Annotated in this window: 20 protein-coding genes; 13 read left to right on the top strand and 7 right to left on the bottom strand. The window is 73.1% G+C overall.

What is annotated here, in order from left to right:
- The first annotated feature begins 67 nt into the window (after positions 1–67).
- From GGE06_RS20410 to GGE06_RS20395, 4 genes are all read left to right on the top strand, one after another.
- Positions 68–652 (top strand): suppressor of fused domain protein, encoded by a 585-nt coding sequence (locus GGE06_RS20410; RefSeq protein ID WP_116158994.1) that lies wholly within the window; start codon positions 68–70, stop codon positions 650–652.
- A 102-nt stretch (positions 653–754) separates the two neighbouring features.
- Positions 755–1,399 (top strand): DUF6758 family protein, encoded by a 645-nt coding sequence (locus GGE06_RS20405; RefSeq protein WP_116158993.1) that lies wholly within the window; start codon positions 755–757, stop codon positions 1,397–1,399.
- Positions 1,400–1,487: 88 nt separating this feature from the next.
- Entirely contained in the window at positions 1,488–2,351 is an 864-nt protein-coding gene (locus tag GGE06_RS20400; RefSeq protein WP_116158992.1) for a PHP domain-containing protein, read from the top strand.
- Positions 2,352–2,653: 302 nt separating this feature from the next.
- Entirely contained in the window at positions 2,654–3,259 is a 606-nt protein-coding gene (locus GGE06_RS20395) for a MarC family protein (protein ID WP_116158991.1), read from the top strand.
- A gap of 89 nt (positions 3,260–3,348) precedes the next feature.
- On the opposite strand, the gene GGE06_RS20390 is transcribed toward GGE06_RS20395, so the two are convergent.
- Complete coding sequence (locus GGE06_RS20390) at positions 3,349–3,501, bottom strand: DUF8834 family protein (RefSeq protein WP_099054331.1); 153 nt, start codon at positions 3,499–3,501, stop codon at positions 3,349–3,351.
- Positions 3,502–3,677: 176 nt separating this feature from the next.
- Between GGE06_RS20390 and GGE06_RS20385 the strand changes: the two genes are divergently transcribed.
- Positions 3,678–4,613 carry an NYN domain-containing protein gene (locus tag GGE06_RS20385; protein ID WP_116158990.1) on the top strand — a complete coding sequence of 312 codons (936 nt, stop codon included), beginning with the start codon at positions 3,678–3,680 and terminating at the stop codon, positions 4,611–4,613.
- Here the strand turns inward: GGE06_RS20385 and GGE06_RS20380 are convergent.
- Both GGE06_RS20380 and GGE06_RS20375 read right to left on the bottom strand, forming a co-directional pair.
- Complete coding sequence (locus GGE06_RS20380) at positions 4,597–5,487, bottom strand: alpha/beta fold hydrolase (protein WP_184931413.1); 891 nt, start codon at positions 5,485–5,487, stop codon at positions 4,597–4,599. The genes GGE06_RS20385 and GGE06_RS20380 overlap by 17 nt on opposite strands.
- A 135-nt stretch (positions 5,488–5,622) precedes the next feature.
- Complete coding sequence (locus GGE06_RS20375; protein ID WP_184931412.1) at positions 5,623–8,229, bottom strand: DEAD/DEAH box helicase; 2,607 nt, start codon at positions 8,227–8,229, stop codon at positions 5,623–5,625.
- 485 nt (positions 8,230–8,714) lie between these two features.
- Between GGE06_RS20375 and GGE06_RS20370 the strand changes: the two genes are divergently transcribed.
- Complete coding sequence (locus GGE06_RS20370; RefSeq protein ID WP_116165329.1) at positions 8,715–9,437, top strand: ferritin-like fold-containing protein; 723 nt, start codon at positions 8,715–8,717, stop codon at positions 9,435–9,437.
- Between the two features lie 128 nt (positions 9,438–9,565).
- Here GGE06_RS20370 and GGE06_RS20365 read toward each other — a convergent pair whose 3' ends face one another.
- From GGE06_RS20365 to GGE06_RS20350, 4 genes are all read right to left on the bottom strand, one after another.
- A complete protein-coding gene (locus GGE06_RS20365; RefSeq protein WP_116158987.1) occupies positions 9,566–9,835 on the bottom strand; it encodes a hypothetical protein in 270 nt (89 codons plus the stop codon).
- Between the two features lie 179 nt (positions 9,836–10,014).
- Entirely contained in the window at positions 10,015–10,242 is a 228-nt protein-coding gene (locus GGE06_RS20360; RefSeq protein WP_015036001.1) for a DUF3107 domain-containing protein, read from the bottom strand.
- 179 nt (positions 10,243–10,421) lie between these two features.
- A complete protein-coding gene (locus GGE06_RS20355) occupies positions 10,422–11,081 on the bottom strand; it encodes a TetR/AcrR family transcriptional regulator (protein WP_093874200.1) in 660 nt (219 codons plus the stop codon).
- A 164-nt stretch (positions 11,082–11,245) separates the two neighbouring features.
- Complete coding sequence (locus GGE06_RS20350) at positions 11,246–11,461, bottom strand: Rv3202a family protein (RefSeq protein WP_116158986.1); 216 nt, start codon at positions 11,459–11,461, stop codon at positions 11,246–11,248.
- Positions 11,462–11,600: 139 nt separating this feature from the next.
- Between GGE06_RS20350 and GGE06_RS20345 the strand changes: the two genes are divergently transcribed.
- The 7 genes from GGE06_RS20345 to GGE06_RS20320 all read left to right on the top strand — a co-directional run bounded on the left by GGE06_RS20345 (position 11,601) and on the right by GGE06_RS20320 (position 20,020).
- Positions 11,601–12,566, top strand: coding sequence for an alpha/beta fold hydrolase (locus GGE06_RS20345; RefSeq protein WP_116158985.1), 966 nt, complete (start codon positions 11,601–11,603; stop codon positions 12,564–12,566).
- Between the two features lie 224 nt (positions 12,567–12,790).
- Complete coding sequence (locus GGE06_RS44080) at positions 12,791–14,194, top strand: DUF3152 domain-containing protein (protein ID WP_184931434.1); 1,404 nt, start codon at positions 12,791–12,793, stop codon at positions 14,192–14,194.
- A gap of 101 nt (positions 14,195–14,295) precedes the next feature.
- A complete protein-coding gene (locus tag GGE06_RS43765; RefSeq protein WP_312883206.1) occupies positions 14,296–14,391 on the top strand; it encodes an Ms4533A family Cys-rich leader peptide in 96 nt (31 codons plus the stop codon).
- Between the two features lie 160 nt (positions 14,392–14,551).
- The gene (locus GGE06_RS20335; RefSeq protein WP_184931411.1) at positions 14,552–16,279 is read left to right on the top strand and encodes an ABC transporter substrate-binding protein; all 1,728 of its coding nucleotides are present in this window, start codon (positions 14,552–14,554) and stop codon (positions 16,277–16,279) included.
- Positions 16,276–17,253 (top strand): ABC transporter permease, encoded by a 978-nt coding sequence (locus GGE06_RS20330; RefSeq protein WP_181924516.1) that lies wholly within the window; start codon positions 16,276–16,278, stop codon positions 17,251–17,253. Before GGE06_RS20335 ends, GGE06_RS20330 begins: the two co-directional genes overlap by 4 nt.
- Positions 17,250–18,239 carry an ABC transporter permease gene (locus GGE06_RS20325; protein ID WP_184931410.1) on the top strand — a complete coding sequence of 330 codons (990 nt, stop codon included), beginning with the start codon at positions 17,250–17,252 and terminating at the stop codon, positions 18,237–18,239. The genes GGE06_RS20330 and GGE06_RS20325 overlap by 4 nt, the downstream gene beginning before the upstream one ends.
- On the top strand, positions 18,236–20,020 hold the full coding sequence (locus GGE06_RS20320) for a dipeptide ABC transporter ATP-binding protein (RefSeq protein ID WP_184931409.1): 1,785 nt from the start codon (positions 18,236–18,238) through the stop codon (positions 20,018–20,020). The genes GGE06_RS20325 and GGE06_RS20320 overlap by 4 nt, the downstream gene beginning before the upstream one ends.
- Positions 20,021–20,198 lie beyond the last annotated feature (178 nt).

The following is a 20,198-nucleotide window of genomic DNA, read 5'->3' as shown; positions in this document are numbered from 1 at the left end:
ACACTATCAGCCGACAGAGGGTCAATCCCTTCCTTTGCCCGTTCCATACGCGATCTATGCTCCCCGCATGGGAGAAGTTCTTGCACTCGTCGAGGCCCGGCTGCGTACGGCGCTCGGCGAACCGGACGCGCGGGCCGCGGTCACCTTCCTCGGCACGGACCGGATCGAGGTGCTGCGCTTCGTCGACGGCGACCTCGTGCGGTACGCGACCCTCGGGATGTCCGCACAGCCGATGGCCGATCCGACCTCCGCGCTCGCCGACCCGGTGAAGGGCCCGCGCGCGGAGCTCGTCCTGACCGTACGGGGCGGGCTCGCCGACACCGACAAGGTGCTGCGCCCGCTCGCGGTCCTCGCCGCCACCCCGCAGGTCGAGGGCGTCGTCGTGGCCCCGGGCGCCTCGCTCGACGTCGGCGACCCGCTCTGGCCCGGCGCCCCCTTCAGCTCGGTGCTCGTCGCCGAGTCGGGCGGTCTGGTCGAGGACCTGGAGCTCGACGAGCCGATGGACCCGGTGCGTTTCCTGCCGCTGCTCCCGATGACCTCCAACGAGGCCGCGTGGAAGCGGGTGCACGGGGCGAAGGCCCTGGAGGAGCGCTGGCTGGCCAAGGGGACGGACCTGCGCGATCCGCTGCGCAGGTCCGTGGATCTGGACTGAACCGCCGGCGGCGGACGCCCTGGGTGAACGGTCCGGGCCGGACGGGTGATCGTTCGCGGTCGTCCTTGACGCGGGGCGGAAGAGCTAGGACCGTTGAGACCTATGAGGGGCGAACCCAGTTGTCCGAAGTGCGGTGGCCGGGTCAGGGCGCCCGGTCTCTTCGCCGACTCCTGGCAGTGTGATGTGCACGGCTCGGTGCACCCGCTCCAGCCCGTGATCCCGCCCAGCGTCGAGGGCCTCGGGGTCGTGGTGAACAGGTCCCACGTCCCGGTGTGGATGCCGTGGCCCCTCCCCGTCGGCTGGCTCTTCACCGGTGTCGCGTACGCCGGGGACGACCGCAGCGGCGGACGCGCGACGGCCGTCGCCTGCTCGGGGCCCGGCCCGCTCGGCGGGATCGGCGAGCTGCTCCTGGTCGCCGAGGAGCTCGGCGTCGGACTCGGCGCGCGGTACGCCGGCATCGACGGCCTCGATCCCGGCTCCGGCATGGCCATCGACAAGCCGCCCCAGGTGAAGATGCTCGCCGCGGGGCGGCCCACGCCGCTCTGGCACGTCACCGGCGCCCCGCAGGACCGCGCGGTCTTCGCGGGCGAGGCGCGCGGCCTGTGGCTGTGGGCGATCGTCTGGCCCGAGCAGTCCGGCCTCCTCATGTACGACGAGCTGGTCCTGACGGACCTGCGGGACGCCGGGGCCGAGGTCGACCTGCTGCCCTGCGGCGCGCTCACCCCGAGGCTGCTCGGCCAGGGGTGAGCTCCGTGACGTTCCGTACGGGCGTGTTCGATTCGCCCGTTATGCTGGAGCGTCCCTCGTCCGTGCCGAGCCCCTGGAGTACCGCGTCGTGCGCATCGATCTGCACACCCACTCCACGGCCTCCGACGGCACGGACTCCCCGGCCGACCTCGTCCGGAACGCCGCCGCGGCCGGTCTCGACGTCGTCGCGCTCACGGACCACGACACCACCCGCGGTCACGCCGAGGCGCTCGCGGCCCTGCCGGAGGGGCTGACCCTCGTCACCGGCGCCGAGCTGTCCTGCCGGATGGACGGCATCGGGCTGCACATGCTCGCGTACCTCTTCGACCCCGAGGAGCCCGCGCTCCTCGCCGAGCGCGAGCTCGTCCGCGACGACCGGGTGCCGCGCGCCCGCGGCATGGTCGGCAAGCTCCAGGAGCTCGGCGTCCCCGTCACCTGGGAGCAGGTCGCCCGGATCGCCGGCGACGGCTCCGTGGGCCGCCCGCACGTCGCCGAGGCGCTCGTCGAGCTCGGGGTCGTCCCGGACGTGTCCGGCGCGTTCACGCCCGAGTGGCTCGCCGACGGCGGCCGGGCGTACGTCGAGAAGCACGAGCTGGACCCGGTCGACGCGATCCGCCTCGTCAAGGCGGCCGGCGGGGTCACCGTCTTCGCGCACCCGCTCGCCGTCAAGCGCGGCCAGGTGCTGCCGGAGGCCTCGATCGCCCGGCTCGCCGAGGCCGGACTCGACGGCATCGAGGTCGACCACATGGACCACGACGAGGCGACGCGGGCCCGGCTGCGCGGACTCGCGAAGGAGCTCGGCCTGCTGACGACGGGCTCCAGCGACTACCACGGCAGCCGCAAGACCTGCCGCCTCGGCGAGTACACCACCGACCCCGAGATCTACGGCGAGATCACCCGCCGCGCCTCGGGCGCCTTCCCGGTCCCGGGCGCCGGCGGACCCGTCGCCTGAGGCCACTCCGGCGTCCTGGGACGTGCGGCCCCGCCCCGGGACTCAGGGGCCGGCCCGCCGCCCTGACCGCCGGCCAGGGGAGCCCGCTCCCCGGTCGGTCCGTGTCCGGGCGCGTCAGGTCCGCCGACGTCGCGTGCGTCGCCGACCCGGCTCCGCCCCCAGGCCCTTCCTCTTCTGGCTCGCCCCCGTACGGCTCCGCGTCGTGCGCGGGGTCGCGCTCCTCATGCCCTGACGCCGGAATCCCGGATTCCGCCCCGTAGGGCCACACCCCACCGTTCCAGCTCCCGCAAGGCAACCCCACCGTGTTCGACGTCGCCGTCTTCGGCTCGCTGTTCCTCACCCTCTTCGTCATCATGGATCCCCCCGGGATCACCCCGATCTTCCTCGCCCTCACCTCCGGCCGCCCGGCCAAGGTGCAGCGACGGATGGCCTGGCAGGCCGTCTGCGTCGCCTTCGGCGTCATCACCGTCTTCGGCCTCCTGGGCCAGCAGATCCTGGACTACCTGCACGTCTCCGTCCCCGCGCTGATGATCGCGGGCGGCCTCCTGCTGCTGCTCATCGCGCTCGACCTGCTCACCGGCAAGAACGACGAGCCCAAGCAGACCAAGGACGTCAACGTCGCCCTCGTCCCGCTCGGCATGCCCCTGCTCGCCGGGCCCGGCGCGATCGTCTCGGTCATCCTCGCCGTGCAGAACGCCGACGGCGTCGCCTCGCAGGTCTCCGTGTGGACCGCCATCGCCGCCATGCACGTCGTGCTCTGGCTGACCATGCGGTACTCGCTGCTGATCATCCGCGTCATCAAGGACGGCGGCGTCGTCCTGGTGACCCGCCTCGCCGGCATGATGCTCTCCGCCATCGCGGTGCAGCAGATCATCAACGGCGTCACCCAGGTGATCCAGAACGCCTGAACCCCTTCAGAACCCACTGCGCCCCCGTACGGATTCCGCTGCTGCGAAGTCCGTGCGGGGGCGCGGTGCGTGGTGTGGAACCCGGCCTGTTACGAGGCCGAGGTCTCGGCGGGGCGGATCCAGATGCGCTGGCCGATCGCGGCGGCCTGCTGCACGATCCGATTGACGGAGGCGGCGTCCACGACGGTCGAGTCGACAGGCGTGCCGTCGATGTCGTCGAGTCGCAGGATTTCGAAGCGCACGGGCTTCTCCCTTCGTCTGAGTTGATCCTCCTGGGCGGAGAACTGCGTTACACAGGGGTCCAACGTCATGCATCCTGCAAACATTCCTTACGCTAAGGAAAATTTTCGGATGGCTAACTACCGGCGGGTAGGGGAGTGTGGCGGCCGGGCCCGGAGCGGCGGACAATGAGCCCCGTATGAACGACGCAGACACCACCCAGCCGACCGCGACCGACACCGACGCCCGCCTGCACGCGCTGGACGCCCGCCTGGAGCGCACCAATGAGCTCCTGCAGCGGATGCTGGCCGAGGTGGCCAAGACCCCCTCGACCCACGCCATCTTCGTCGACGCGGGTTACGTCCATGCTGCGGCCGGATTGCTGGTGACGGGCACCGAGGACCGGCGCTCCTTCGACCTCGACGCCGAGGGCCTGATCGAGGCCTTCATCGACAAGGCCCGCACGATCTTCGCGGACAGCAGACTCCTCCGCGTCTACTGGTACGACGGAGCCCGCCGCCGCATCCACACCCCCGAGCAGCAGGCCATCGCCGAGCTCCCCGACGTCAAGGTCCGCCTCGGCAACCTCAACGCCAACAACCAGCAGAAGGGCGTCGACTCCCTCATCCGCACCGACCTGGAGTCCCTCGCCCGCCACCGCGCCATCAGCGACGCCGCCCTCGTCGGCGGCGACGAGGACCTCGTCTCCGCCGTCGAGGCCGCCCAGGGCTACGGGGCCCGCGTCCACCTCTGGGGCATCGAGGCCGCCGAAGGACGCAACCAGGCCGAGGCGCTGCTCTGGGAGGTCGACAGCCAGCGCACCTTCGAGCTGGACTTCTGCCGCCCGTACGTCACGCGCCGCCCCGTCACCACGTACGAGAACGAGGGGGAGCCGCCGCCCTCCCGCGAGGAGGTGCGCTTCGTCGGCGCCCAGATCGCCGCGACCTGGCTCGCCGAGCGCGGCCGGGACCGGCTCGCCGAACTCCTGCCCGGCGCGCCCTACCTGCCCGGACCCGTCGACCAGGACCTGCTCGTCGAGGCCGAGCGCCTCCTCAGCCGCTCCCTGCGCGGCCACGCCTCGCTCCGGCGCGCCCTGCGCGACGGCTTCTGGCAGCACCTCAAAGCGCAGTACTGACCGCCCTGGCCGGGCTGCTCGTCTCCTCCCAGAAGCCGGTCAGGCGGTCCGCCAGCTCCTGGGGGTGCGACACGTTCGGGGAATGGCCCGCGCCCGCCACGACCGTGTGGTGCGCGCCGGTACGGGCGGCCGCCGCGCGGAGGTCCGCGGGCGCCCACACCATCTCGTCCGCCCCGTACGCGAAGTGCAGCGGTACACGGAGCGCGGCGAGGCCCTCCGTGCCGTCCTGACGGTCCAGCAGGAGCCGCCCCGCGCCCGCGAGTTGGGCGATCCGGGTACGCATCCAGCGGCGCCGCAGGAAGCCCGCGAGCTCCGGCGCGTCGTCCGTGTCCGGCTCCTCGCCCCGGCTGTCCAGCCAGCACATCGCCTGCCACACCCGCTCCTTCGGCAGCACCGCGAGCGAGGCCCGCAGCACCCGAACCCGGATCCGCTGCGGCCTGGCCACCCTGCCCGGGCCCGAGGACAGCAGCGTCAGCGAGCGGAACGCGCCCGGCGCGAGGGCGGCCGCCGCGCGCGCCACCAGGCCCCCGAACGAATGCCCGAGCAGATGCACGGGCCCGTCCCCGAGCGCCGCCGCCTGCGCCACCGCGTCGAGCGCGAGCGCCCTGCGGCGGTAGGCGGCGCGGCCCCGGGGTCCCGGCGACTCGTTCTGCCCGCGCCCGTCCACGGCCACGGCCCGGTACCCGGCCTCGCTCAGCGGCCCGAGCAGCCCGAGGAAGTCCTCCTTGCTGCCGGTGTACCCGGGCAGCAGCAGCACCGTGCCCCGCCGCGCACCCGCCGCCGCGGTGTCGAGCACGGCGAACGGCCCGCGCGCGGTCTCCAGGCGGTGGGCACGGGTGCGGGGAGGGAGGACGAGGGAACGGGGCTTGCTCATATCTGGACTGTAACGGCGCGGGAGCCCACGCGGCGCGCCGGTCTCCGGCACGGGGTGCGGCCCCGCACGGGGGCCGCACGGCCGAGCGGCCCGGCCCCTGATGGGGGCCGGGCCGCTCGGTGGTGGAGGCGCGGGTCAGCTCTCGGGCTGAGCCGCAGCCTTCTTCGTCGTACGGCGGCGGGGAGCCGCCTTCTTCGGGGCCTCCTCGGTCGCCGGCGCCTCGACCTCGGCCGCAGCGGCCTTCTTGGTCGTACGGCGGCGGGCCGGAGCCTTCGGCTCGGTCTTCGGCGCGGACGCCTCGGGAGCCTCGGCCGCGACCGCCTTCTTGGCCGTGCGGCGGCGGGGAGCGGCCTTCTTCGGGGCCTCCTCGGTCGCCGGCGCCTCGACGGTCTCGGCGACCGGCTCGGCCGCCGCGGCCTTCTTCGTCGTGCGGCGACGCGGGGCGGCCTTCTTCGGGGCCTCCTCCACGACGGGCTCGGCGACCGGCGCGGTGACCGGGGCGGCGATGACGATGACCTCGCCGGTGGACTCGGCCGTCGCCGGGGACCCGGCGGGACGGCGGGCCGCACGGCGGCGGCGCGGCGCCGGCTCCTCCGCGACCGGGGTCTCGACGACCGGCTCGGCGGCCGGGGCCTCGGCCACCGGCGCCTCGGCGGTCACCGGGGACCCGGCGGGACGGCGGGCGGTGCGGCGACGACGCGGCGCGGGGACCTCGGCGACCGGGGTCTCGACGACGGGCTCGGCCACCGGGGCGGCGACGGCCTCGACGACCGGAGCCGCGGCGACGGGCGCCTCGACGACCGGCTCCGCGACGGCCTTCTTGGCCGTACGGCGGCGCGGAGCCGCCTTCGGCTCCTCGACGACCACCGGGGCGGCCTCGACGACCGGCGCCTCGACGGACCGCTCGGCCATCAGCGCGACCGCGGCGGACTCGGGCGTCTGGAACGTCACGGTCTCCTCGGCCTGGCGCACCACCCGGGCGCGGCGGCGCGGGGCCGGGGCCGAGGCCACGGGGGTCCGCTCGACCCGAGCGGCGACCGGGGCGGCGACCGGCTCGGCGGTCGCCGGGCGGGCGGCACGGCTCCGGCGACGGGGGGCCTTCGGCTCCTCCGCCTTCGGCTGCTCGACGACCGGGGCCGCGACGGCGGGGGCCTCGGCGACGGGGGCCGTGAAGACGGACGCCTTGGCCGGGGCCTCGGCGGTCCGCGTCTCGGCGACGGGGGCCTCGACGACCGGCTCCTTGGCCGGGGTCTCGACGACCGGCTCGGCGGCCGGGGCCTCGACGACCGGCGCCTTGGCCGCGGCCTCGGCGGCCTGCGCCTCGATGACCTGCGCCGTCACGCGGGTGCGACGGCGGCGGCGCGGGGTGCGCGGGCCCGGCTCCGCAGGGGTCTCGTCCGACGGGGTCTCGACGGCCGGGGCCGCCGACACCGGGGCGTCACCCAGGTCGCTGCCGCTGCGGGTGCGGCGACGCTGGCGCGGGGTCCGCGTAGGGGCCGGGCGCTCCTCGGCCTTCTCGGCGGCCTTCGGGCCGCGGCCACGGCGGCCGCCGGGCTCGCCCAGGTCCTCCAGCTCCTCCGCGCCCAGACCCGCGCGGGTCCGCTCGGAGCGGGGCAGGATGCCCTTGGTGCCCGCCGGGATGTCCAGGTCCTCGTAGAGGTGCGGGGACGAGGAGTACGTCTCGACCGGCTCGTGGAAGTCCAGCTCCAGGGCCTTGTTGATGAGCTGCCAGCGCGGGATGTCGTCCCAGTCGACCAGCGTCACGGCCGTGCCCTTGGCGCCCGCGCGGCCGGTGCGGCCCACGCGGTGCAGGAACGTCTTCTCGTCCTCGGGGGACTGGTAGTTGATGACGTGCGTGACGCCCTCGACGTCGATGCCGCGCGCGGCGACGTCGGTGCAGACCAGCACGTCGACCTTGCCGTTGCGGAAGGCGCGCAGCGCCTGCTCGCGGGCGCCCTGGCCCAGGTCGCCGTGGACGGCGCCGGAGGCGAAGCCGCGCCGCTCCAGCTGCTCGGCGATGTCGGCCGCCGTGCGCTTCGTACGGCAGAAGATCATCGCGAGCCCGCGGCCGTTGGCCTGCAGGATGCGGGAGACCATCTCCGGCTTGTCCATGTTGTGCGCGCGGTACACGTGCTGCTTGATGTTCGCGACGGTCGCGCCCTCGCCGTCGGGCGACGTGGCCCGGATGTGCGTCGGCTGCGACATGTAGCGGCGGGCCAGGCCGATGACCGCGCCCGGCATGGTCGCCGAGAACAGCATGGTCTGGCGCTTGGCCGGAAGCATGTTCATGATCTTCTCGACGTCGGGCAGGAAGCCCAGGTCGAGCATCTCGTCGGCCTCGTCGAGGACGAGGACCTTCACGTGCGAGAGGTCGAGCTTGCGCTGGCCGGCCAGGTCGAGCAGACGGCCGGGGGTGCCGACGACGACGTCGACGCCCTTCTGCAGCGCCTCGACCTGCGGCTCGTACGCCCGGCCGCCGTAGATGGCGAGCACGCGGACGTTGCGCACCTTGCCGGCGGTCAGCAGGTCGTTGGTGACCTGCTGACACAGCTCGCGGGTGGGGACGACGACGAGCGCCTGCGGGGCGTCGGTCAGCTGCTCGGGCTTGGCCCGGCCGGCCTCGACGTCCGTCGGGACGGTGACGCGCTCCAGGATGGGGAGGCCGAAACCGAGGGTCTTGCCCGTGCCGGTCTTCGCCTGGCCGATGACGTCGGTGCCGGTGAGGGCGACCGGAAGGGTCATCTCCTGGATGGGGAAGGGGGTGACGATGCCGACGGCCTCCAGGGCCTCGGCCGTCTCAGGGAGGATTCCGAGTTCACGGAAAGTCGTAGTCAGGGTGCTGCCTCTTCTGTGAGACGCGGCGCGAGGCGAACGAAGGGGGTCGTACCGTGCCTGGATCTTCCGGGGGATCGGGGGAGATCACCGCCGGGTGGCACGGGACCACTGCCGTCGCTCGAGCGTCGTACCGCTGAGGGTGACCCTTCCGCGGGTCCGCCGGAAGGGCTGTCGGGCCGGAGCCGATCGGGCCACCGACCGGGCATCCTCATTCATGAGTCGGCCCACCGGGTACGTCCGAACGTGCGAAAGCATGTCCGCATACTCAGCAGGCGCCTTACCACTGTACCCCGGATTCGCGCATGTGTGTCGGGAGAAAACGTGATGAGGGCACGGTCACAGTGATTGACCAGGACCTTCCCGGGCCTCGCGAGCGGGCTATTGTGCGCTTCATGGAGACGCCTGACAACGCCACACCCACCGGGATCGCCGCCAAGGACTGGGCGGAGGCTTCCGCCGAGCCGCAGTACCGCGCCGCCGTGATCGACCTCCTCGGCGCCCTCGCCTACGGAGAGCTCGCGGCCTTCGAGCGGCTCGCCGAGGACGCCAAGCTGGCGCCGACCCTCGCGGACAAGGCGGAGCTGGCGAAGATGGCCGCGGCCGAGTTCCAGCACTTCGAGCGGCTGCGGGACCGCCTCGCGGCCGTCGACGCCGAGCCGACGGCGGCCATGGAGCCCTTCGCGAAGGCCCTCGACGACTTCCACCGCCTGACCGCGCCGTCGGACTGGCTGGAGGGCCTGGTCAAGGCGTACGTGGGCGACTCGATCGCCAGTGACTTCTACCGCGAGGTCGCGGCCCGCCTCGACTCCGACACGCGCGGGCTCGTCCTCGCGGTGCTCGACGACACCGGCCACGGCAACTTCGCGGTGGAGAAGGTCCGCGCCGCGATCGACGCCGACCCGCGCGTCGGCGGCCGGCTCGCGCTCTGGGCGCGCCGCCTGATGGGCGAGGCGCTCTCGCAGGCCCAGCGCGTGGTCGCCGAGCGCGACGCGCTCTCGACGATGCTGGTCGGCGGCGTGGCGGACGGCTTCGACCTCGCGGAGGTCGGCCGGATGTTCTCCCGCATCACCGAGGCCCACACCAAGCGCATGGCGGCCCTGGGCCTCGCGGCCTGAGGCCGTCGCGGTCGCGGTTCGAGGTGTCCCGGGCCGGTCGGCCCCGGGCGCCTGAGCCGCACGGCTCGGCGCACCACGCGTGGGTCGGTCCGACGTGCCGCGCCCGCCGCCCGAGGCGCTCGCGCCGGTCAGACCGCGGCTGATCGGCGCAGTCTGCGCGAGGCCGGGCGGATCAGCAGCGAGAGCAGCACCGCCGCCACGGCCACCGCGCCGATCAGGGTGGCGAGGAAGTGGCCCGGGCCGAGCGCCCCGTGCGTCACGAGCGCGCCGAAGACGCCGCCGAGCGTCCCGGTCAGGAGCACGACCGCCCGGACGGGGAGGCGGTCGGGCAGCCGGAGCACGGCGGCCCAGGCCAGCGCGAAACCGAGCAGGGCGGAGCCGAGGACTTCCAGGAACACGTCGGATCACCTCGCGAGGGGTGCTGCGGGGCGGGCGTTGCGGTCATGGGCGTCCTACCCCCGGCGTCCGGAACGCAATCCTTTCGTACGCCCTGACGTGGGAGTATCGGACGTACGGACAGACGAAAGGCCCGGTGGACCGAAGCGGTCCACCGGGCCTTTCCCGTCAGATCCGGGGCTCAGAGCGCGCCGAAACCCACGCGGCGCACGGCGGGCTCGCCGAGCTCCACGTACGCGATCTTCTCGGCCGGAATGAGGACCTTGCGGCCCTTCTCGTCCGAGAGGCTGAGCAGCTGCGCCTTGCCGGCCAGCGCGTCGGCCACCGCGCGCTCGACCTCCTCGGCGGACTGCCCGCTCTCCAGAACGATCTCCCGGGGTGCGTGCTGCACGCCGATCTTGACCTCCACGGCTATGTCCCTCCGAACGGTCAGCGTTGCGCGAATACCCGCGCCGTACGCAGCACACATTAGCCCGGTGAGGGGACCCGCACGGGTCAGCCGCCGCACGCCAGGAGCGAACAGGGCTCCGAAGGGGTCCCCCTGCTCGAGCGAAGCCGAGAGCTCGGGGGAGCGGCGCGCGCGAGCGGTCAGTGGCCCTCGGCGCTCAGCTGGCCGTCCACCGGGTGCAGCGGGAAGCCCGCGATGCCGCGCCAGGCGAGCGAGGTGAGCAGGCCGACCGCCTTGTCGCGGGGGATGCCGGACCCGCTCGACAGCCAGTACCGGGCCACGACCTGGGAGACGCCGCCCAGGCCGACGGCGAGCAGCATCGACTCGTCCTTCGACAGGCCGGTGTCCTCGGCGATGACGTCGGAGATGGCCTCGGCGCACTGCAGGCTGACCCGGTCCACGCGCTCGCGTACGGCGGGCTCGTTGGTCAGGTCGGACTCGAAGACGAGACGGAACGCGCCGCCCTCGTCCTCCACGTACGCGAAGTACGCGTCCATCGTCGCCGCGACCCGGAGCTTGTTGTCCGTGGTGGAGGCCAGCGCCGTGCGCACGGCCTGCAAGAGAGCCTCGCAGTGCTGGTCGAGCAGCGCGAGGTAGAGCTCCAGCTTCCCGGGGAAGTGCTGGTACAGCACCGGCTTGCTGACGCCGGCCCGCTCGGCGATGTCGTCCATGGCGGCGGAGTGGTACCCCTGGGCGACGAAGACCTCCTGGGCCGCGCCGAGCAGCTGGTTCCGTCGGGCACGTCGCGGCAGGCGCGTGCCCCGAGGGCGTGCTGCCTCTGTCTGCTCGATGGCGCTCACGCGGCCTCCCAAAAATCGATCCATGCGCGCTGTCGCGCCGCGCCGCCATCGTACTTTTGGGTAACCCGGCTGTGCGCGGTGCGAACGCAGAATTTCACGGACCGGACGCCTTGGTCGACAGTCGATTCAAGATTAAACCGAACAAATCCGCGGGAGTCGCGTGCTCACCGGTAGTCGTCCTCGTCGAGGGCGACGACGCGCGCCTGTTCGGACGAGTCCGCCTCGTTCGCCGAGTCGCGCTCCAGATGCGTCGGCTGCTCGTCCTCTCGCTGCTGCAGTTCGGTGTGCTGCTCGGCGGCGTCCGCCTCCGGGATTTCCTGGTCCAGCACGACGACCTCTTCCTCGGTGAATGTGTCCGGCTCGCTGGGATCGACAGTCATGAGGTTCCTTCCGGGGTGCGGGTCGCGGTGCTCCCGATGGCCCTCTCTTCGAGCCTAGGAGCGAACGCGCCCCGCCGCACACGCACCTGTGACCCCACCCACACGCGTCGGCGCGTGATCGTCTCGTAATATTGCGGCCATGTCCTCGACCGAGCTGCCGGAAACCCGGACCGCCGCCGCCTCACCCGCGTCGCCGATCCGCACCGTACGGGTCGCCGACGGCGAGGAACTCCGCTCCGTCGCGCTGCCCGGACTCACCCTCACCGTGCGCGCCCGGCCGGGGAACCGGCCCGGACTGCCGCCCGCCCTGTACGTCCACGGCCTCGGCGGCTCCTCGCAGAACTGGTCCGACCTCATGCCGCTGCTCGCGGACCAGGTCGACGGCGAGGCGGTCGACCTGCCCGGCTTCGGCGACTCGCCGCCGCCCGACGACGGCAACTACTCGGTCACCGGGCACGCCCGCGCCGTCATCCGGCTCCTGGACGCCGCCGGACGCGGACCGGTCCACCTGTTCGGCAACTCGATGGGCGGCGCCGTCGCCACGCGCGTCGCCGCGGTCCGGCCCGACCTGGTCCGCACCCTCACGCTGATCTCCCCGGCCCTGCCCGAGCTGCGCGCCCAGCGCACCGCCTGGCCCACCGCGCTGCTCGCGGTGCCCGGCATCGCCTCGTTCTTCGCGAAGCTCACCAAGGACTGGACGGCCGAGCAGCGGGTCAAGGGCGTCCTCTCGCTCTGTTACGGGGACCCCGGCCAGGTCACCGAGGAGGGCTTCCGGCACGCCGTGGAGGAGATGGAGCGGCGCCTGGAGCTCCCCTACTTCTGGGACGCGATGGCCCGCTCCTCGCGCGGCATCGTCGACGCGTACACCCTCGGCGGGCAGCACGGACTGTGGCGTCAGGCCGAACGGGTCCTCGCCCCGACGCTGCTGGTCTACGGTGGGCGCGACCGGCTCGTCTCGTACCGGATGGCCCGCAGGGCGGCCGCCGCCTTCCGCGGCTCGCGCCTGCTGAGCCTCCCCGAGGCGGGGCACGTGGCGATGATGGAGTACCCCGAGACGGTCGCCCAGGCCGTCCGGGACCTGATCGCCGATCACGGCGGGAGCTGATCCGGGGCGTGGGACGACATAGTCGCAAGGGGGCCGCGCCCTCGGTGCCCGACACCGGGCCGCAGCCACAGGCGGGGACGCCCCCGACGGGCCCCCAGCCCGGCACGGGCCGCCGCCGCCGAACGCCGGGCGGCCCCGGCGCCGGCCAGGGCGCCACGACCCAGGGGTACGGCACGCCGGCACACGGCACACCGATGTACGGGACGCCGGCACAGGGCACGCCGATGTACGGGACCCCGGCGCACGGGACTCCTCAGTACGGGGCTCCCCGGTACGGGGTTCCGGCGCAGGGGGCCCCGCGACAGGGCGCGCCGCGCCCCGGTGCTCCCGCGCAAGGGACTCCCGCGCAGGGGACTCCCCAGTACGGGGGCCCGGCTCAGGGGGCCCCACGCCCCGGCGCCTCCCGACCTGGCGCGCCGCGCCCCGGCGGTCCCGCGCAGGGGACCCCGGCGCACGGGACTCCCCAGTACGGGGGCCCCGCCCAGGGGACCTCACGACCTGGCGGCCCGCGACCCGGCGCTCCCGCGCCGTACGGCACCCCGCAGGGTCGGCACGCCACGCCCGCTCACGGCACCCCCGCGTTCGTCGGTCAGGCGCCCGCGCACGCCGCGTCCGGGACGCCCGCGCACGGTGTGCCCGTCTACGCCGCGTCCGTGCGGGGCGGGCACCCGCAGCACGACGAGGCCTCCGCGCCGCGCCCCGGGGTCCACGCTCCCCGCCGCGCCGCCGCGACCGAACTCGCCGAGCCCGAGGCGCCGTTCATCCCCGCGCCGCGGCGCGAGGAGGACAGCACCGAGGCGGAGACGCCGACGGGCCGGGGCGGCCTGGGTCGTACGCTCACCGGCGTCGCGGCCGCAGCCGTCGCCACCGTCCTCGCCGTCGTCGTCACCGGACAGGTCGCCGACCGGGACGAGACCCCGCCCGCCCGCGCCGCCGGGCAGCCGAGCGAGCGGCCCACGGACGGCTCCGCCTCCCGCTCGGACGACCGTGCCGTCCCGGCGAAGCCGGCGCCCGCCGCCACCCCGCCGACGTACGAGCAGCTGATGACCCACCAGTTCCCGATCGACCCGAAGCTGAAGGGCCCCGGGGAGTTCGAGACCGTACCGGGCCTGCAGAAGGCGCCCGGCAAGGGGAAGCTGATCCGCTACCGGGTCGACGTCGAGAAGGGGCTCGGTCTCGATCCGAAGCTCTTCGCCGACGCCGTGCAGAAGACCCTCAACGACAAACGCAGCTGGGCCGGCAAGGACGAGATGACCTTCGAGCGCATTTCCAGCGGCGAGCCGGAGTTCGTGATCACCCTCGCCAGTCCGGGGACCACCGGCGCGTGGTGCGCGAAGTCCGGTCTCGACACGACCGTCGACAACGTCTCCTGCGACTCCGCCTCCACCCAGCGCGTGATGATCAACGCCTTCCGCTGGGCGCAGGGCTCGGTGACCTTCGGCCCGAAGGCGATGTACGCCTATCGCCAGATGCTCATCAACCACGAGGTCGGACACCGCCTCGGGCACGGCCACGTGAGCTGCCGCACACCGGGCGCGCTCGCCCCCGTGATGCAGCAGCAGACGAAGTCCCTGGACATCGACGGGATCAAGTGCCGCCCCAACCCCTGGGTGCACCCGACGAGTTGACGGACCGTCCGGAACGGTGATGTCCACATCCCGAGACGCGTGTCTCGGGATGGCACGGATGCGCGTTGACATCGCTCACGCGTTCGTCCATATTTCTCGGCATGTCGCACCGTCACGCCGTTTCCGATAGCGCCGCCCTTGAGCTGGCGCTCTTCGGCGTGACCGGACACACGGTCGCCGACATTCTCTGTAGCTGACGCAGCCCGAGCGCTCGTCGGCTTTCCGTTTTTCTCGCCGCGCCCGGGTCTTTTCATTCCCGCAGGCGCCGTTCCCCCCTTTCGGGCCGTTTCCCCGTGCCTGCGGAATTCCCTTTCTCTTTCCCGCAGTTCGCATTCCACCCCGAGAGGTCTCCTTCCGATGCGTCATTCGTCCGTCATCTCGCGCCGCGTGGCAGCGGCCGCCGTCAGTGTCGTCCTGGCCTCGGGCGCCGCCGCCTGCGGTCCCGAGGACGCCGGCGCCAAGGGCGGTACCTCCGGCAAGGCCGCGGGCGCCCCGCAGAAGGGCGGCACGCTGACCGTCCTCAACAACGAGGCCCAGAGCGACTTCGACCCGGCCCGCCTCTACACCTCGGGCGGCGGCAACGTCCCCTCCCTCGTCTTCCGCACGCTCACCACCCGCAACCGCGAGGCGGGCGCCGCCGGCACCCAGGTCGTCCCCGACCTCGCCACCGACACCGGCCGCCCCAACAAGGACGCCACCGAGTGGACGTACACGCTGAAGGAGGGCCTGAAGTACGAGGACGGCACGGCCATCACCAGCGCCGACATCAAGTACGGCATCGAGCGCTCCTTCGCGGCCGAACTCTCCGGCGGCGCCCCCTACCTGCGCGACTGGCTCGTCGGCGGCGACACGTACCAGGGGCCGTACAAGGACAAGAAGGGGCTCGCGTCCATCGTCACCCCGGACGCCCGGACCATCGTCTTCAAGCTGAAGAAGCCCGAGGGCGAGTTCCCCTTCGTCGCCACCCAGACCCAGTTCGTCCCCGTCCCCAAGGCCAAGGACACCGGCGCCAAGTACGAGGAGCACCCGGTCTCCTCCGGCCCGTACAAGGTCGTGAAGAACGAGAACGACGGCGAGCACCTCGTCCTGGAGCGCAACGAGCACTGGGACCCCAAGACCGACGAGGAGCGCAAGGCCTACCCGGACAAGATCGACGTCAAGTCCGGCCTCGACGAGGCCGTCATCAACCAGCGCCTCGCCACCTCCTCCGGCGCCGACGCCGCCGCCCTCACCACCGACACCAACCTCGGCCCCGCCGAGCTCGCCCAGGTGGGCTCCGACAAGGCGCTCGCCGCCCGCGTCGGCACCGGCCACTTCGGCTTCACCAACTACATCGCCTTCAACCCGAAGGTGAAGCCCTTCGACAACCCGAAGGTCCGCCAGGCCATCTCGTACGCGGTCAACCGCACCAGCGTCGTCAACGCCGCCGGCGGCTCCGCGCTCGCCGAGCCCGCCACCACCTTCCTGCCCGAGCAGAAGGCCTTCGGCTTCACGCCGTACGACCACTTCCCGGCCGGGAAGACCGGCAACCCGGAGAAGGCCAAGCAGCTGCTCAAGGAGGCCGGCTACCCGAACGGGCTCACCGTCACCCTGCTGCACTCCACCGCCCAGAACCGCACGACGAGCCCCGAGATCGCCACCGCCGTCCAGGAGGCCCTCGGCAAGGCGGGCATCACCGTCAAGCTCGACGGACAGCAGCCCAACTCCTTCAACGAGAAGCGCTGGAGCGTCAAGGACGCCCCCGGCTTCTTCCTCTCCCGCTGGGGCGCCGACTGGCCGGCCGGCGGCCCGTTCCTCGCGCCGATCTTCGACGGACGCCAGATCGTCACCAACGGCTCCAACTACAACCACGCGCAGCTGAACGACCCGGCGGTCAACAAGGAGATCGACGAGATCAACAAGCTGACCGACCACAAGGCCGCCGCCGCCCGCTGGGGCGCCCTCGACAAGAAGATCGGCGAGCAGGCCCTCGACGTGCCCCTCTTCCACCCGGTCTACAAGCAGCTCGTCGGCAAGGACATCAAGAACGTCGTCATCAGCGACTGGACCGGCGTCCTCGACATCTCGCAGGTCGCGGTCAAGTGACCGCGCTGACCGACGCGACGGCGCCCGTGGCGGGACTTCCCGCCACGGGCGCCGCCCGGCAGGTGTGGCGACGGCTGCGCACCCGCCCGGCCGCCCTCGTCTCCGCCGCCGTCCTCCTCCTGCTCGTCCTCCTCGCCCTCGCCGCGCCGCTGCTCGCCGCGCTGGCGGGCCAGGATCCGCACGCGTACCACGACGACCTCGTCGACTCGGCTCGCGGCGGCGTCCCGTACGGCTCCTTCGGCGGGGCGAGCGCCGACCACTGGCTCGGCGTCGAACCCGGCACCGGCCGCGACCTGTTCGTCCGCCTCCTCTACGGCGCCCGGATCTCGCTGCTCGTCGCCCTCGGCGCCACCGTCGTCCAGGTCCTCGTCGGACTGCTCGTCGGCCTCGCCGCCGGACTCGGCAACCGCTGGGTCGACGCCACCCTCGGCCGGATCACCGACGTCTTCCTCGCCCTGCCGTTCCTCGTCCTCGCCATCGCGCTCACCGCCGTCGTCCCCCGCGACTTCCCGCGCCCGCTGCTGCTCATCCTGGTCATCGGGCTCCTCGGCTGGGCCGGCACCTCCCGGATCGTGCGCGCCCAGACCCTCACCCTCAAGAGCCTCGACTTCGTCGCCGCCTCCCGGCTCGCCGGCTCGGGCCGGTGGCGGACCGCCCGGCGCGAACTGCTGCCCTCGCTCGCCGCGCCCGTCATCACGTACGCCGCGATCCTCGTCCCCACCAACATCGTGGTCGAGGCCTCCCTCTCCTTCCTCGGCGTGGGCGTCACCCCGCCCACCCCCTCCTGGGGGCAGATGCTGTCCACCGCGCAGACCTGGTTCCGGGCCGACCCGGCGTACGTCCTGCTCCCGGCCGGACTGCTCTTCACGACCGTGCTCGCCTTCACCGTCCTCGGCGACGCCGTCCGCACCGCCCTCGACCCGCGCGAGGCCGGCCGGCTCGGCGTGGGCACACGCAAGGAGACCTCCCGATGACCCGCTACGTCCTCAAGCGGCTCGCGGGCGCCGCACTCGTCCTCCTCGCGCTCTCCGTCCTGGTCTACGCGCTGTTCTACGTCATGCCCGGCGACCCCGCCCGGCTCGCCTGCGGCGAACGCTGCAACCCGCAGCAGATCGCCCAGGTGCGGGAACGACTCGGCCTCGACCAGAGCGTGTTCGCCCAGTACCTGCACTTCCTCCAGGGCGTCTTCGCCGGCCGCGACTACTCCGGCGGCACCGGCGTCCTGCACTGCGACGCGCCCTGCCTCGGCCTCTCGTACCAGAACGACCAGCAGGTCACCGAGCTCATCCTGGAGCGGCTGCCCGCCACCGCCTCGCTCGCCCTCGGCGCCATGGTGATCTGGCTCGTCATCGGCATCGGCACCGGGCTGCTCTCCGCGCTCCGGCGCGGCGGACTCACCGAGCGGACCCTCACCGTGCTCACCCTCGCCGGCACCGGCACGCCCGTCTTCATCCTCGGCCTGCTGCTGCTCATGGCCGTCTGCGCCTACCTCCAGTGGCTGCCCTTCCCGACGTACGTGCCGCTCGGCGAGGACCCCGAGCAGTGGGCCTGGAACATGCTGCTGCCCTGGCTCGCCCTCGGCTTCTTCGAGTCGGCCAAATACGCTCGTCTGACACGGAGTTCGACGCTGGAGACGCTCGCCGAGGACCACATCCGCACCTTCCGCGCGTACGGGGCGGGGGAGCGGTCCGTCGTCACCCGCCACGCCCTGCGCGGCGCCGTCCCGCCGGTCATCGCGCTCAGCGCCATCGACCTCGGCACCATGTTCGGCGGGGCCGTGCTGACCGAGTCGCTCTTCGGCATCCCCGGGCTCGGCAAGACCCTCATCGACGGCGTCCGCCACGTCGACCTGCCGGTCGTCGTCGGCATCGTGCTCCTCACCGGGGTCGCCGTGGTCCTCGCGAACGTCGTCGCCGACCTCCTCTACGCCCTCGCCGACCGAAGGGTCGCCCTGACATGACGCTCCCCACCACCCCGCTCGTGGAAGTCGACCGGCTCTCCGTCGAGTTCGACGGTGCCGTACGCGCCGTCGACGGCCTCTCCTTCACCCTGGAGGCCGGCCGCGCGCTCGCCCTCGTCGGCGAGTCCGGCAGCGGCAAGTCCACCGTCGCCGGCGCCCTCCTCGGCCTCCACCGGGGGACCGGCGCGAAGGTCGGCGGCACCGTCCGCGTCGGCGGCATCGACGTCGGCACCGCCGGTCCCGCGGAGTTGCGCAGGCTGCGCGGTGGAGTGGCGGCGATGGTCTTCCAGGACCCGCTGTCCGCGTTGGATCCGTACTACTCGGTGGGGGACCAGATCGCGGAGGTATATCGGATCCATCATCCTGGATCCAAGATCCAGGAGATTGGATCCACGATCCGACAGTCTGGATCCACGATCCGACAGTCTGGATCCACGATCCAGCAGTCAGGATCCGGGACCCATCAGCCTGGATCCGGGATTCAGCAGGTTGGATCCACGATCCATCGTCCTGGATCCAGAAAGGCCGCCCGAGCCCGCGCCATCGAGGTCCTCGACCGCGTCGGCATCCCCGACGCCGCCCGCCGCTCCCGATCCCGCCCCCACGAGTTCAGCGGCGGCATGCGGCAGCGCGCACTCCTCGCCATGGCCCTCGCCTGCGAGCCGCAGCTGATCGTCGCCGACGAACCCACCACCGCACTCGACGTCACCGTGCAGGCCCAGATCCTCGACCTGCTGCACGAACTGCGGCGCGAGACCGGTACCGCACTGCTCCTCGTCACCCACGACGTGGGCGTGGCCGCCGAGAGCGTCGACGAGGTGCTCGTCATGCGCCACGGGCGCGAGGTCGAGCGGGGCCCCGCCGCCGGGGTGCTCGGCGCGCCCTCGGCGCCGTACACGCGCGCGCTGCTCTCCGCCGTGCCCCGGCTCGACGGGCCGACCCGGACCACCCCCGAGGAGAAGGGGGAGACGCTGCTCGAAGCGGTCGACCTGCGGCGGGAGTTCGGGCGGGGCAAGGCCGCCGTGACCGCCGTCGACGGGGTCTCCCTCACCGTCCGCGCCGGCGAGAGCCTCGGCGTCGTCGGCGAGTCCGGCAGCGGCAAGACCACCCTCGGCCGGATGCTCGTCCGCCTCCTCGACCCGACCGGCGGCGAACTCCGCTACCGGGGCGAGGAGATCGGCGGGCTGCCCGACAAGCGGCTGCGCCCGTACCGCCGCGAGCTCCAGATGGTCTTCCAGGACCCGGTCTCCTCCCTCAACCCCCGCCGCTCCGTCGGGGAGTCGATCGCCGACCCGCTGCGCGTGGCGGGGGAGCGGGACGAGACCCGGATCCGGGGCCGGGTGCGGGAGCTGCTCGACCGGGTGGGACTCGACCCCGACCGGTACGGGGCCTATCCGCACGAGTTCAGCGGCGGCCAGCGCCAGCGCGTCGGCATCGCCCGCGCGCTCGCCGCCGAACCCCGCCTGATCGTCTGCGACGAACCCGTCTCCGCGCTCGACGTCACCACCCAGGCCCAGGTCACCGCCCTGCTCGCCGAGCTCCAGGCGGAACTCGGCCTCGGGCTCGTGTTCATCGCCCACGACCTCGCCGTCGTCCGGCAGGTCAGCGACCGGGTCGCCGTCATGCGGGCGGGCCGGATCGTGGAGCAGGGCACGGTCGCGGAGGTGTACGGGGCACCCCAGGATCCGTACACCCGGCAGCTGCTCGCCGCCGTCCCCTCCCTCGACCCGGTCCTCGCGGCCGAGCGCAGGGAACGCCGCCAGGAGCTGGCCGTCGCCTGACCCTCCGTGACCGTTCGGCCGCGTACCGCGACAGAACGCGACCGGGGTGGGAAAGTTACGTGCATTCACCCCTTCCGGTGGTGGGGCGGGCAACCCTCCGTCGCACCCCCCGGGTCAGCGCGTTAGGTGTTGCCGCTGCGGGGGACCGGGGCGCCGGGGTCCCCCGGCAAAGGAGGTG

It is taken from the genome of Streptomyces nymphaeiformis (assembly GCF_014203895.1).
Lineage (GTDB): Bacteria > Actinomycetota > Actinomycetes > Streptomycetales > Streptomycetaceae > Streptomyces > Streptomyces nymphaeiformis.
Note: the sequence above shows the minus strand (reverse complement) of the source record. Positions and strands in the feature narration are given on the sequence as shown.

Coding starts and splice junctions, on each gene's coding strand:
- GGE06_RS20410 (WP_116158994.1), top strand. CDS start 68: ATGGGAGAAGTTCTTGCACTCGTCGAGGCCCGGCTGCGTACGGCGCTC.
- GGE06_RS20405 (WP_116158993.1), top strand. CDS start 755: ATGAGGGGCGAACCCAGTTGTCCGAAGTGCGGTGGCCGGGTCAGGGCG.
- GGE06_RS20385 (WP_116158990.1), top strand. CDS start 3,678: ATGAACGACGCAGACACCACCCAGCCGACCGCGACCGACACCGACGCC.
- GGE06_RS20380 (WP_184931413.1), bottom strand. CDS start 5,487: ATGAGCAAGCCCCGTTCCCTCGTCCTCCCTCCCCGCACCCGTGCCCAC.
- GGE06_RS20375 (WP_184931412.1), bottom strand. CDS start 8,229: ATGACCCTTCCGGTCGCCCTCACCGGCACCGACGTCATCGGCCAGGCG.
- GGE06_RS20370 (WP_116165329.1), top strand. CDS start 8,715: ATGGAGACGCCTGACAACGCCACACCCACCGGGATCGCCGCCAAGGAC.
- GGE06_RS20350 (WP_116158986.1), bottom strand. CDS start 11,461: ATGACTGTCGATCCCAGCGAGCCGGACACATTCACCGAGGAAGAGGTC.
- GGE06_RS20345 (WP_116158985.1), top strand. CDS start 11,601: ATGTCCTCGACCGAGCTGCCGGAAACCCGGACCGCCGCCGCCTCACCC.
- GGE06_RS44080 (WP_184931434.1), top strand. CDS start 12,791: ATGTACGGGACCCCGGCGCACGGGACTCCTCAGTACGGGGCTCCCCGG.
- GGE06_RS43765 (WP_312883206.1), top strand. CDS start 14,296: ATGTCGCACCGTCACGCCGTTTCCGATAGCGCCGCCCTTGAGCTGGCG.
- GGE06_RS20335 (WP_184931411.1), top strand. CDS start 14,552: ATGCGTCATTCGTCCGTCATCTCGCGCCGCGTGGCAGCGGCCGCCGTC.
- GGE06_RS20325 (WP_184931410.1), top strand. CDS start 17,250: ATGACCCGCTACGTCCTCAAGCGGCTCGCGGGCGCCGCACTCGTCCTC.
- GGE06_RS20320 (WP_184931409.1), top strand. CDS start 18,236: ATGACGCTCCCCACCACCCCGCTCGTGGAAGTCGACCGGCTCTCCGTC.